This is a genomic window from Terribacillus sp. JSM ZJ617, from assembly GCF_044383785.1.
In the GTDB taxonomy this organism is placed as follows: Bacteria; Bacillota; Bacilli; order Bacillales; family Amphibacillaceae; genus Terribacillus.
Genome location: NZ_JBISEQ010000002.1, coordinates 136224 through 149770 on the forward strand (window position 1 = coordinate 136224; position 13547 = coordinate 149770).

Genomic DNA, 13547 nt, shown 5'->3' on the forward strand with positions numbered 1-13547 from the left:
GCGCTGAGATAGCGCACTTCCTTATTTATTTCCCCAAACGTTTCACAAACTGCTCATCTGGCGTCACATACAATGTCTTCTGCTGATCATACGTCACAAAACCAGGCTTCGCACCGTTCGGTTTCTTAACATGACGAATCTTTGTATAATCGACGGGAACCGAAGAGGATAGTCTGGATTTACTGAACCAGGCAGCGAGTTTAGCTGCTTCTTCCAATGTTTCCTCTGATGGATCGGTCGAGCGGATGACGACATGGGACCCAGGGATATCCTTCGTATGAAGCCATGTATCCTGCTTGTGGGCAAGCTTCATCGTCAAATACTCGTTCTGCTTATTATTATGTCCGACGAGGATCGTTGTGCCATCTGTCGCTGTGTACGTTTCCGGCTCAGGCAGATTCGGTTTTTTGTTCTTTTTTTGCTGTGCTTTTGCTTTTAGATAGCCTTGCTCCCGCAATTCCTCGCGAATTTCCTCGACATCCTGCTCACGTGCTCCTTCTACTTGCTGGATGAGCTGATCGAGATAGTCAATTTCTGCATTCGTTTTTTCGAGCTCCACTTCCACCATCGTGCGCGATTTCTTCAGTTTATTGTACTGCTTGAAATAGCTTTGGGCGTTTTCACTTGGTGTTTTATGCGGATTAAGTGTGATGGTGAGCTGCTGTTGATCGGGATCATAATAATCTGTGACAACAGCTACTGTATCTCCTTGCTTGATTTGATGCATATGAGCAGTCAGCAGCTCTCCCTGTCGCTGGTAGCTATCGGCTTTTTCTGCTTTTTTCAGTGTGTTTTCATGAATGGAAAGCTTCCGGATATTCTTTTCCCGCTCATTTTTCAGGAAGCGAATCAAGTCACCAGCCTGCTGCTTGACGCGGTCGCGTTCTGCTTTTCCTGAGTAGAAGCTATCAATCAGTTCACTCATCGTATTATATTGTTCCCGTGTGCCTTCAATAGAAGCGATGTCCGTGACATAGAAGTCTTCTTTCTTTCCTTTAAAGTAAGTAGGCTCATAGTCATCGCGCTTCAGTTTATCAATAAACTGCGTGAAAACCTTGGCGTATTTCTCTTTATCACCCATATAGGCCTGCTCAGCTATTTCATTAGCCAAAACAGGAGATACACCCTGCAGCATATTCAAGATCTGTTTATTCATCCGGCCGGTATTGAAGTCGAGCTTCCGTGCAAACTCTGCGGCGTCCAAGGTAAACGGGTTAAGCTTCTCCTGACTCGGAGGCAGCTTGTACGTTTGACCTGGAAGGATCGTACGGTGTCGGTTCACACTGGATGAGATATGTTTGATGCTGTCGATGATCATATCTGTTTCGTTATCGACCAGCATGATATTACTGTGTTTTCCCATCACTTCCATGATGATTCGTTTTGACGTCTGGTCACCAAGCTCGTCTTTGCTGACGAAACTAAGCTCGATGATTCTTTCGTTTTCGAACTGTGCTACTTTTTCCAGGAACCCGCCTGCCAGATGCTTGCGCAGAAGCATGCAAAACATAGGAGGATTCTGGGGATTTTGATAGGTATCGTCTGTGATATGCACACGTGCATAGCTTGGATGCGCCGACAATAATAGTGCGTGATTCTTCCCTTTGCTGCGGAAGGTGAGCACGATCTCCGTATCAGTCGGCTGGTATATTTTTGACAGACGGCCGGTTGCTAATGTGTCATGCAGCTCCTTGGCCATCGCTCTTGTTACTATTCCGTCAAATGCCATATGTTTCACCTCATTCTCTGCTAGTATAGCATTTTATCGGACAAGCACGCATACATTTACATTAGAAATAAGGGTGGAGGTATGCAATGTGCGATGGTATCAAATTTCAGCAGAGGAAACAGCTAAACAAACAAACTCCGACAAACATAAAGGACTTAGCACAAAGGAAGTGCAGCAACGGCTGAAGCGGGATGGAAGAAATGAATGGAAAGAAGAAAAAGGAGTCTCGCAGCTTGCTTTATTCTTCGGACAGTTCAAAGACTTCATGGTACTGGTGCTGCTCGCAGCAACGGTCATCTCAGGACTGTTGGGCGAGTATATCGATAGCATTGCCATCCTGCTGATCGTTCTATTAAATGCGCTGATCGGCTTCTTTCAGGAAAGAAATGCTGAAAAATCCCTCAGCAAACTGAAGGAATTAAATGCCCCGATGGCGCGTGTGCTGCGGGATGGACAATGGGCAAGGATATCGTCGGCAGAACTTGTCGTTGGAGATGTCGTATCGTTGACTGCAGGTGACCGGGTACCAGCTGATCTGCGTCTGGTGAGTGTGACAAGTCTGGAGACGGAGGAATCTGCACTCACAGGAGAATCACTGCCAGTTGCCAAGGTGACAGAGAAATTGCAAGCAGATCAGCTAGGACCCCAGGATCAGCATAATATTGCATTCATGAGCTCTCTTGTGACGCGGGGCGGTGGTACCGGAATCGTCATTGGAACCGGTATGAATACGGCAGTAGGGCAAATTGCTGAACTGCTTGTGGATACAAAACGAAAGCAGACTCCTTTGGAACGAAGGCTGGAGAAGCTCGGAAAGATACTTATTGTCATTGCCTTGCTTCTCACTGCTTTAACAGTTCTTGCAGGGGTTTATCGGGGCAATCCGTTATACGAAATGCTTATTGCTGGTGTCTCACTTGCAGTTGCTGTAATTCCAGAAGGACTTCCGGCAATCGTGACAGTCGCTCTTTCACTTGGTGTGCAGCGTATGATCAAACAAAAAGCTATCGTCAGAAGGCTGTCTGCTGTAGAGACACTTGGCTCGGCTACAGTCATTTGTTCAGATAAAACAGGAACACTTACAGAAAATCAAATGACAGTCAAAGAGATTTTCCTCGATGGAAATACCTATATGGTAACAGGCGATGGGTACGATCCATCAGGTGGTTTTTACCGGGATGGAAATGAGACGAAAGAAGAGGCGCTCCTGGAACATCTTCGTTATGGTGTTCTGTCAAGCCATGCCAAGGCATTCCGAAAAAAGAAACGCTGGATGATCGATGGAGATCCGACAGAGGGAGCGCTCGTTGTTGCTGGCAAAAAAGCTGGAATTGAAGCAGATGAATTGTCCAGCTATAACATCGTGCATGAAATACCTTTTGACAGCAAACGGAAACGGATGACTGTGTTGGTCAAAACGCCTAAAGGAAAACTGATTGCGATTACGAAGGGTGCACCAGACGTTTTAATCGAAAAAGCCGCGTATCATGGAGCGGAGAAAAAACTGCTTTCCGGCAAAGATAAGCAAGCCTTGTATGAAGCAGTAGATCAAATGGCGGCCAAAGCATTGCGGACGATTGCTGTTTGCGTCCGTCATTTCCCAGCTGGATACCAGCCGAAAGAAGAAGAGCTCGAAAAAGATATGGTATTCATCGGGCTGAATGGATTGATCGACCCGCCGCGCAAGGAAGCTAGGGATGCAATTATCGACTGCCGTAAGGCTGGCATCAAAACAATCATGATTACAGGTGATCATGTAAAGACAGCTGCTGCGATCGCTAACATGCTGCATATCCTGCCTCCAGCCGGCAGAGTAGTGGAAGGCAAGGAATTGGATCGTATGACAGATGAAGAACTTCAGGCAGAAGTCGATAGTATGTACGTGTTTGCGCGTGTGACCCCGGAGCATAAGCTAAGGATAGTCCAAGCACTGCAGAATGTAGGTCATATCGTTGCAATGACGGGTGACGGCGTCAATGATGCACCGGCAATCAAAGCAAGTGATATAGGCATCAGCATGGGTGTTACTGGGACCGATGTCGCCAAAGAAGCCAGTGCGCTTGTTTTAATGGATGATAACTTTGCCACTATCAAAGCAGCGATCAAAGAAGGACGCACAATCTACTCCAATATTAGAAAGTTCGTGCGTTATTTGCTTGCTTCCAATGTCGGTGAAATCCTCGTGATGCTATTTGCCATGATTCTGGCACTGCCGATGCCGCTTGTACCTATCCAAATCTTATGGGTGAATTTAGTGACAGACGGTCTGCCAGCGATTGCGCTCGGTATGGACAAGGCAGAGGATGAAGTGATGAAGCAGAAACCGCGTCATCCAAATGAAGGAATCTTTGCCAGAGGGCTTGGTACGAAGATCGTCACACGCGGTATTCTGATCGGATCCGTGACAATCATTGCTTTTATGCTGATGTACCAAGGAGATCCGGAAAGACTTGTTTATGCGCAAACAGCAGCATTTGCTACATTAGTCATGGCTCAGCTGATCCATGTATTTGACTGCCGCAGTGAAAAGTCGGTATTTGCCCGCAATCCTTTCGGGAATGGCTGGCTGATCGGAGCTGTCGTCTCCTCTGTCGTTCTTTTGCTTGCTGTCATCTATGTCAGTCCACTGCAGCCGATCTTCCACACGACGGACTTGGTTATGCGGGACTGGTTGTTGATTTTGGCACTAAGTGCTGTTCCTACTGTGCTATTCGGTTTTATAAGAAAATAGGTGAAAAGCATGCTCCCAGTAACGTCGGGCAGCATGCTTTTCTTTTCCCAGGGTTCCTGATACAGGACAAACAGTCTTGATTTTGATACACTGTGACTACTAAAAAGCCGGAGGGATTAGCTTGACGAAAAGCATGACAGGGTACGGCAGAAGTGTGGCATCCGGAAACAGCCTCACGGTCACAGCGGAATTAAAAGGTGTGAACTCCAGGTACTTGGATATTAAATGCAAGCTGTCAAAAGCTGCTGCTTTTCTTGAATCCACTTTGAAGGATCAGCTGCAGCAGGCCGTCAGCAGGGGTAAGCTGGAACTGACAGTTGATATCGATGGCGGCGGTTTACGAAAACGCGAATTATCCATTGATTGGGAATTAGCAGAGGAATATATGGTTAAGCTGAGAGCTATACGAACCGCTTTTGATCTTCGTGGAGAAATTACGATTGATACACTGCTGTCCCAATCTGCTGACATCCTTATAGAAGAAGCACAGCCAGAGCTGACAGAACTGCCGGACTTGGTGGGAAAAGCCGTGCAAGACGCATTGGCAGCCTTTATCCAAATGCGTACAGTGGAAGGTAGTGCTTTAGCAAAGGATATTCAAAATAGGATGACTGATATCCAAACGATGCTGAAGCAGCTGGCAGAGCTGCGGCCGCAGGTGATGGAAGCATACAAGCGCCGTATCGAAGATAGGATTACAAGCTATGTTGATGGTGTATTGCCGGAAAACAGCCGTCTTTTCCAGGAAATAGCGCTGCTGGCTGAAAAAGGTGATATAACGGAAGAACTCATCCGAATGGAGAGTCATTTGGATCAGCTAGCTATGAATCTGGAGAAAGAAGGCCCTGTCGGCAGGACGTGTGATTTTATCCTGCAGGAGATGCAGCGGGAAGTAAATACGATCGGATCCAAATCAACAGCTTCCTCTATCAGTATAATCGTAGTCAATATGAAATCGGAGCTGGAGAAAATAAAAGAGCAAGTGCAAAATATAGAATAGTGTTGAGTTTGGTTTAAGATATAATTATAATGAATAAGATATGGTTTATTTGATGATATAGGTATAATGATAAGATGATCCTTCTATTTAGTAGATCTGTAGAGGGAATTCCATGACATTATAAGAAGTTTGGAACGCCAGTCAAAAGAGCAGTACAGCAAGAAGGGAGAAGCAAGATGAGTTTAAGATTGATTAATATCGGGTTCGGGAATGTTGTTTCCGCAACCAGGATTATCTCGATAGTTTCTCCTGAATCGGCTCCCATCAAGCGAATCATCACGGTTGCCCGCGATGCGAATAAGCTTGTGGATGCTACATATGGTCGGCGAACAAGAGCTGTCATCATCACAGATAGTGATCACGTCATCCTTTCGGCTGTACAGCCCGAGACGGTGGGACAGCGTGTCCTGCGTGACGATGAACTATCTGAGGAATAGCTAGGAGGAAGCACATGATTGAACAGAAAGGGATCCTTTTCATCCTGTCCGGACCTTCGGGTGTTGGAAAAGGGACGGTTAGGAAGGCATTATTCGAACAGGACACACATTTGCGTTACTCAATCAGCATGACAACGAGAAACATGCGGCCGGGAGAACAGGATGGCGTGGACTATTTCTATAAATCGAAGGAAGATTTCGAGCGTTTGATTGGTCAGAATAAGCTCCTTGAATATGCGAGCTATGTGGACAATTATTATGGCACTCCTCGTGATTACGTAGAAGAGACGCTGGAAGCAGGTCATGATGTCTTTCTTGAAATCGAGGTACAAGGAGCACTTCAGGTAAAAGAGAACTTCCCGCAAGGTGTTTTCATCTTCCTCATTCCGCCAAGTCTGGAGGAATTGAAGAATCGTATCGTCGGACGCGGTACCGAAACGCCGGATCTTGTGAAGAACCGACTGAATGCTGCCCGGGACGAAATCGAAATGATGGATGCTTATGACTACGTGGTTGTCAATGATCAATTGGATCACGCCGTGTCGAAGATTCAATCCATTGTACAAAGTGAGCATTGCAAACGCGAACGCGTCGCAAAAGAATACAAGAAAGCATTGGAGGTTAATTGATATGATGCTAGAACCGTCTATTGATAAACTACAGGAAAAAATCAATTCGAAATACACTTTGGTTACTTTGTCATCACAGCGTGCACGTCAGCTGCAGGAGACAAAGACAACGAAGATTGCAAACCCGAAATCCTATAAATATGTTGGTATCGCGCTGGAAGAAATTCAAGCTGACCAATTGGAATATACAGAAGAATAAACGGTGAGGATGCCAGGTGCATCCGCTGGAGATGCCCTCGCGATGGTGAACACCAAGCGGGGGTTTCTTTCTTATTGTGCATCAGGAGGGGGAAGTGAAATGAATTTAGCTGGAAAGACGATTTGTCTGGGAGTTTCCGGAGGCATCGCTGCCTATAAGGCTTGCGCGTTGACAAGCAAACTGACACAAAAGGGTGCAGATGTCCATGTGATCATGACAAAGCATGCCGCAGAATTCGTGACACCGCTCACGTTCCAGGCTTTATCCCGCAATCCGGTATATACCGATACCTTTGACGAAAAACACCCGGAGAAAATCGCGCATATAGATTTAGCAGATAAAGCAGATCTATTCCTGCTTGCACCAGCAACAGCTAACCTGATAGGTAAACTTGCAGCTGGTATGGCAGACGATATGCTGACGACGACATTGCTTGCAACGGAGGCGCCAGTTTACATTGCGCCTGCTATGAACGTTCATATGTACGCACATCCTGCAGTGATTCGAAACATGCAGCAGCTCGATGACTGGGGTTACCACTTTATCGAACCAGAAGCAGGCTATCTTGCTTGTGGATATGTTGGAAAGGGCAGACTGGAGGAACCGGAATCCATTATCCGGATCCTGGAAGAAAGAACAGAACCCAAGCGTGATCTGGAAGGTAAACGAGTGTTAGTAACGGCTGGACCGACTCAAGAGACGATTGATCCTGTTCGATTCTTTACGAATCATTCCTCAGGTAAGATGGGCTACGCCGTGGCAGAAGCTGCTGCTGAACGCGGGGCTGATGTTACGCTTGTAAGCGGACCAACTCAATTATCTGCGCCTCTTGGAGTAAAACGAATGGATGTAACGACTGCCCAGGAGATGCTCGAACAAGTACTTGCTGTATACGAAGAGCAGGATATCGTTATTAAAGCTGCAGCTGTAGCTGATTACCGTCCGGTACAGACATTTGATTCCAAGGTGAAAAAACAGGACGGGAACATGTCGATTGAAATGGAACGGACTACCGATATACTCCTGACACTTGGGCAGCGGAAGCAGCATCAGTTCCTTGTCGGTTTTGCTGCGGAGACAAATGATGCTGTAGCATATGGCAGAGGAAAGCTAGAGCGTAAGCACTTAGATGCCATTTGTGTGAATACAGTCGGTAAGACAGGCGCAGGCTTTCAATCTGACACGAATGAAGTAATTTACTTAAATAGGGAAGGCAAGGAACAGCATCTTCCTTCTGATACGAAGAAGCAGATTGCCCACCGGATTCTGGATGAGATCGTAGAGGATATAGGAGCTGAGAGAAAATGAACATCGCGAAGGTTGTTGTTGACGTCCCGGCCAGTCAGACCGACCGCGTGTATGATTATTTGATTCCTGAGAAGCTGATTGACGTCCTCCAGCCGGGGATGCGTGTGGTGGTGCCATTCGGAAATCGCCGCATCATGGGCTTCGTCCTGGAGATAAGCAGTTCTGCTGAAGTGGACAAGCTGAAGGAAATCCAGGAAACAATGGACTTGCTTCCGGCGTTGACTCCTGAACTGCTTGATTTAGGAGTATGGATGGGAGAGCAAACATTAAGCTTCCATATTACCGCCCTCCAGGCGATGCTGCCGCAAGCGATGAAGGCGACATATCAAAAAGTGCTTGTCCGAACGGGAACTATTCCAGAAGTATTGCGGCCGTTATTTCAAGAAGAGGATACCAGCATGTACGAACAATTCGAGCACAGCGGTGTTCCTTTAGCGGTTCTCCAGCAGGCGATCAAAGCAGGTCAAGTCGAACTGCGCTACCAAGTAAACTCAAAGGAAACGAAGAAAACAATTCGTATGATAGATGCAGACAAGCCTGTTGAAGAACTTCAAGAGGCGTTAGCTAATGTCAACGCCCGTGCTATGAAACAAAAAGCACTGCTTGAGCATTTCATTGAAGAGCCGGGTCAGATTGCTCAGAAACAATTGCTGGAAATGTATCAGACAACTGCTTCTACTCTTAAGCCCCTGTTGGATGCAGGCTTGCTGCATTCCTATGACAAAGAAGTACTGCGGGATCCTTATGAAAATAAACGAATTGAGCGTACACAACCACTGCAGCTATCTGATTCACAGGCGAATGCACTTGAACCGGTATTGGAGAGCATCCATTCGGAAACACATGAAGTATTCCTTCTTCATGGGGTCACAGGAAGTGGAAAGACGGAAGTGTATTTGCAGGCAATCCAGCAGGTGCTGGAAAAAGGGCAGGAAGCGATTGTCCTTGTACCTGAAATTGCGCTTACTCCTCAGACTGTCAACCGATTCAAAGGGAGATTCGGGTCTGATGTTGCCGTATTGCATAGTGCTTTATCGGCCGGCGAGAAGTACGATGAATGGCGAAAGATTCAGCGCAAGCAAGTCAAGGTAGCTGTCGGCGCCAGATCTGCGATATTTGCTCCCTTCGAGAATTTAGGAATCATCATTATCGATGAAGAACATGAGACAAGTTATAAGCAGGAAGATCATCCGAAATATCATGCTCGGGATATTGCTGTTTTCCGCGGGAAATATCACCGTGCCCCGGTTGTACTCGGCAGTGCGACACCCTCGCTTGAATCATATGCGAGAGCGGAAAAAGGCGTCTACCAGATGCTGGAGCTGCCGGAGCGTGTGAATCAGGCATCCATGCCGGATTATCAGATCATTGATATGCGGGATGAGCTGCATGCGGGCAACCGGTCGATCTTTGCCCGCGAATTGCTGGAACAGATGAAAGAACGTATCCGCAGGAAGGAACAGATAGTCCTCTTCCTTAATCGTCGCGGCTACAGCACATTTGTTATGTGTCGCGACTGCGGTCATACAGTGGAATGCCCGCATTGCGATATTACACTCACGTACCATAGAAGCAGTGAACAGCTAAAATGCCATTATTGCGGCTATGAAGAGCAGATGCCTTCCATTTGCCCGGCATGTGAAAGTGATACGATACGCTACTTTGGTACAGGTACACAAAAAGTGGAAGAAGCGCTCACACAGCTGCTGCCGGAAGCTCGTGTCATTCGGATGGATGTCGACACAACGAGACGGAAAGGTGCGCATGAAAAACTGCTTGGCGCATTTGGCAGAGGCGAAGCGGACATTCTGCTTGGTACCCAGATGATTGCCAAAGGTCTGGACTTTGAAAGAGTGACGCTTGTCGGTGTCCTGGCTGCAGATTCTATGCTGCATTTGCCGGATTTCCGTGCTGCAGAAAAGACATTCCAGCTGCTGACGCAGGTAAGCGGACGAGCTGGGCGGCACAGTTTGCCCGGGGAGGTCATCATTCAGACATATTCACCAGAGCATTACAGTGTTGAACTTGCAGCGGCAGGGGATTATCGGCCATTTTTCCAGACGGAAATGCAAACGCGCAGAGCCTTTCAATATCCGCCGTATTATTATTTGGCGCTGTTGACGATCAGTCATCAAAACCAGGTGAAGGCAATGCAGACAACACAGACGATTGTACAGCTGCTCCAGAAGCACCTGTCCGATCAGGTACGGATACTTGGACCCACCCCATCACCATTAGCACGGATCAAAGATAGATATCGCTTCCAGTGCATGGTAAAATACAAAAACGAACCGAATCTCCGTGATGTGATCAGGAGAATCCTCCATCACTACGAAGATGCGCGAAAAAAAGAAGATTTGCAAATACATGTTGATTTACAGCCGTATTCGCTCATGTAAGAAGGGAGCTTATTAGAATGAAACGTATCGTATTCATGGGAACACCGGATTTTGCGGTGCCCGTACTTAAACAGCTGACAGAGGAAGATTGCGAGGTGGTGCTCGTTGTCACCCAGCCTGATCGCCCGAAAGGACGCAAACGTATCCTTACCAGCTCACCTGTAAAAGAGGAAGCGTTGAAGCATGGAATCCCGGTTTATCAGCCGGAAAAAATCAAGCAAAGCTATGAAGAAATTTTTTCTTATGAACCTGATTTGATCGTAACGGCTGCGTTTGGACAGATATTGCCGAAAGAACTGCTCGATTATCCGCAATATGGCTGTATCAATGTGCATGCCAGTTTGCTGCCTGAGCTTCGTGGCGGTGCTCCGATCCATTATGCCATTCAGCAAGGGAAAGCCGAGACGGGCGTTACGATCATGTATATGGTTGAGAAACTGGATGCAGGTGATATGCTGCTGCAGCGTTCGGTGCCAATTACAATGCAGGACCATGTAGGCACGATGCATGATAAATTAGCTACGCTTGGCGCGGAAATGGTTCACGATATCCTTCCTGATATTTTTGCTCGGTCCGTGAATCCAATCAAACAGGATGAAGAGAAAGTGACATTTGCTCCAACGATAAAACGCGAGCAAGAAGTGATAGATTGGAGCCGTTCAAACTGGGAGGTTTTCAATCATATCAGAGGCATGCATCCATGGCCTGTAGCATTCACTACGTACAAGGAAAAACCTTTCAAGATTTGGTGGAGTGAGCTTCTGGATCGTGAATATGAAGGAGCGCCAGGAGAGATTGCTGCTATTGAAGCCGATGGCATAATCGTAGTTTGCGGAGAGAATACAGCAGTTAAACTGACGAAGGTACAGCCAGCAGGCAAGAAACAGATGACTGCAGCAGATTATCTGCGCGGAGTCGGCAAAGATATGCAAGCTGGAGAAAGGTTGGGCAAGAATGAAGAAGTATGAACTCCGTGACACAGCAGTCACATTGCTAAGTCGTATCGGGGATCAGGGCGGCTACAGTCATTTGCTGCTGGATCAGACAATCCGCAATAAAGGTTTTGACAGCAGGGATACTGGATTGCTAACCGAAATCGTATATGGAACATTATCTTATAAGCTGACATTGGAGTATTTTCTCAGTAAATTTGTATCAAAGAAATTGGAATCATGGGCAAAATGGCTTTTACTGTCGGCTTTTTATCAAATGTACGCATTGGACCGGGTGCCTGACCATGCTGTCATCCATGAATCTGTTGAAATTGCCAAGCAGCGAGGCCATAAAGGTATCGCATCACTTGTGAACGCTGTTCTTCGTAATGCACAGCGTAAAGGCTTCCCTAAATTGGATGATATCCAAGACCCAGCCGAGCGTATTTCCCTGGAAACGAGTCACCCAAGGTGGCTTGTCGAGCGCTGGATCTCGCAATACGGAGAAAAGACAGCACGTGAAATGTGTGCCGTTAACCAAGTAGAGAAACCGATAAGTGTGCGCGTCCAGCCCATGCTGATGACACGTGATGAAGCGATGGAAGAACTGGAGTCCCAAGGATTTACAGTCCGCCCTTCCAGTATCAATCCGCAAGGGATCATCGTGGAAGAAGGGAACATCCTGAAAAGTGATTTGTTCCTCTCCAATCAAGTAACTGTCCAAGATCAGACGAGTATGCTGGCTGGACAGATGGTTGATGCAGCGGCTGGTATGACTGTTTTGGATGCATGCAGTGCACCAGGTGGAAAAACAACACATATTGCAGAAACGATGGAAAACGAAGGCAAGCTTTATGCATACGATCTGCATGCCAAGAAAGCGAAGCAGGTTCAGCAAAAAGCGGAGAAGCTGAAATTGACGATCATTGAAGCCGATCAGGCAGATGCACGGAACTTGCAGGAGCGGCACGAACCAGAGAGTTTTGATCGTATCTTACTTGACGCACCTTGCTCTGGATTGGGCGTACTGAGAGGAAAACCGGATATCAAGTACCATAAATCAGAACAAGATGTCTTGTCACTTGCCTCTATTCAGGCCGAATTGCTGGAACAGGTAGCACCGCTTTTGAAAAAAGACGGAAAACTGGTTTACAGTACTTGTACAGTGGATCAAGCAGAAAACGAGCAGGTTGTCCGAGCTTTTCTCAAGCAACATCCAAATTTTGAAGTCGATCCGGAATTCCAAACTGATTTGCCGCAAGCTGTTCAGAAAGCCCCAGGTCTAACTGATGCAGGTTTGCAAGTATTCCCGCAGGATTTTAATACCGATGGCTTTTTCCTTGTCCGACTTGTTAGAAAAGGGTAAAAAATGTGGTAGGATTAATTTGGAGCAGCGAACAGACTGCATATAGATGAGGTGAGAAGCGTGAGAGGTTTTTTCATTACCGATCGTGGTCAGATCAGAAGTCATAACGAAGATGCAGGCGGGGTATTTTCCAATTCCAAAGAACAATATCTTGCTGTCATTGCCGATGGTATGGGCGGACATAAAGCAGGTGATGTCGCCAGTCAGCTAGCTATTTCCCATTTACGCAGCTGGTGGGAGTCTGCTGCTGCCTTTGATTCTCCGCAAAAGACAGAGGAGGCAATCAAGCAAGCGATCAAAGCCGTCAATCTGCGTGTGTATGAGGAATCGCGACAAAGCGAGGAATTGACAGGTATGGGTACAACGGTTGTCGCAGCAGTGTGCACAGATGATTTTGTCACTATTGCCCATATTGGGGATAGCCGATGCTATTTGCTGAATGAAGAAGGTTTCAAGCAAGTGACGGAGGACCATTCCCTTGTAAATGAACTGGTTCGATCTGGTGAAATAACAGAACAGGATGCCGAGCATCATCCTCGGAAGAATGTCTTGCTGCGCGCTCTTGGAACGGACCAGGATGTGGAGATGGACTTAGTTTCCATCACTTGGGAAGCCGGAGATCGTCTTCTATTGTGCTCGGATGGATTATCAAACAAATTCGACAAGCAGGAGCTTTTACAATACCTCACATCCGGAGAAGAGATTGAACATATCGCTTCGCAGCTCGTGACGGTTGCCAATGAGCGAGGCGGGGAAGATAATATCTCCCTGATCATTGCCGATTTGGCTGATACACCTGTCCGGGAGGGTGCATAGC

The 13547-nt window shown here is 47.0% G+C and carries 11 protein-coding genes; 10 read left to right on the plus strand and 1 reads right to left on the minus strand.

What is annotated here, in order from left to right; genetic code table 11:
- Positions 1–25: 25 nt before the first annotated feature.
- Positions 26–1729, minus strand: coding sequence for an Rqc2 family fibronectin-binding protein (locus tag ACH6C1_RS06935; RefSeq protein WP_374075872.1), 1704 nt, complete (start codon positions 1727–1729; stop codon positions 26–28).
- Positions 1730–1817: 88 nt separating this feature from the next.
- Here ACH6C1_RS06935 and ACH6C1_RS06940 point away from each other — a divergent pair, with 88 nt between their 5' ends.
- The 10 genes from ACH6C1_RS06940 (at position 1818) to ACH6C1_RS06985 (ending at position 13546) form a co-directional block, all read left to right on the plus strand.
- Complete coding sequence (locus tag ACH6C1_RS06940) at positions 1818–4460, plus strand: cation-translocating P-type ATPase (RefSeq protein WP_374075874.1); 2643 nt, start codon at positions 1818–1820, stop codon at positions 4458–4460.
- Between the two features lie 121 nt (positions 4461–4581).
- Positions 4582–5460: a YicC/YloC family endoribonuclease gene (locus ACH6C1_RS06945; protein ID WP_374075876.1), complete on the plus strand. Its 879-nt coding sequence runs from the start codon at positions 4582–4584 to the stop codon at positions 5458–5460.
- A 176-nt stretch (positions 5461–5636) separates the two neighbouring features.
- A complete protein-coding gene (gene remA, locus ACH6C1_RS06950; protein ID WP_038560050.1) occupies positions 5637–5897 on the plus strand; it encodes an extracellular matrix/biofilm regulator RemA in 261 nt (86 codons plus the stop codon).
- 14 nt (positions 5898–5911) lie between these two features.
- Positions 5912–6526, plus strand: coding sequence for a guanylate kinase (gmk, locus tag ACH6C1_RS06955; RefSeq protein WP_095223073.1), 615 nt, complete (start codon positions 5912–5914; stop codon positions 6524–6526).
- 1 nt (position 6527) lies between these two features.
- Positions 6528–6725: a DNA-directed RNA polymerase subunit omega gene (rpoZ, locus tag ACH6C1_RS06960; protein ID WP_281176674.1), complete on the plus strand. Its 198-nt coding sequence runs from the start codon at positions 6528–6530 to the stop codon at positions 6723–6725.
- Between the two features lie 99 nt (positions 6726–6824).
- A complete protein-coding gene (coaBC, locus tag ACH6C1_RS06965) occupies positions 6825–8033 on the plus strand; it encodes a bifunctional phosphopantothenoylcysteine decarboxylase/phosphopantothenate--cysteine ligase CoaBC (protein WP_374075879.1) in 1209 nt (402 codons plus the stop codon).
- Positions 8030–10432 (plus strand): primosomal protein N', encoded by a 2403-nt coding sequence (gene priA, locus ACH6C1_RS06970; RefSeq protein WP_374075881.1) that lies wholly within the window; start codon positions 8030–8032, stop codon positions 10430–10432. The genes coaBC and priA overlap by 4 nt, the downstream gene beginning before the upstream one ends.
- Positions 10433–10449: 17 nt before the next feature.
- A complete protein-coding gene (gene fmt, locus ACH6C1_RS06975) occupies positions 10450–11400 on the plus strand; it encodes a methionyl-tRNA formyltransferase (protein ID WP_374075883.1) in 951 nt (316 codons plus the stop codon).
- On the plus strand, positions 11387–12730 hold the full coding sequence (rsmB, locus tag ACH6C1_RS06980; protein WP_374075885.1) for a 16S rRNA (cytosine(967)-C(5))-methyltransferase RsmB: 1344 nt from the start codon (positions 11387–11389) through the stop codon (positions 12728–12730). Before fmt ends, rsmB begins: the two co-directional genes overlap by 14 nt.
- Before the next feature lie 60 nt (positions 12731–12790).
- Entirely contained in the window at positions 12791–13546 is a 756-nt protein-coding gene (locus tag ACH6C1_RS06985) for a Stp1/IreP family PP2C-type Ser/Thr phosphatase (protein WP_374075887.1), read from the plus strand.
- Position 13547: the final 1 nt, after the last annotated feature.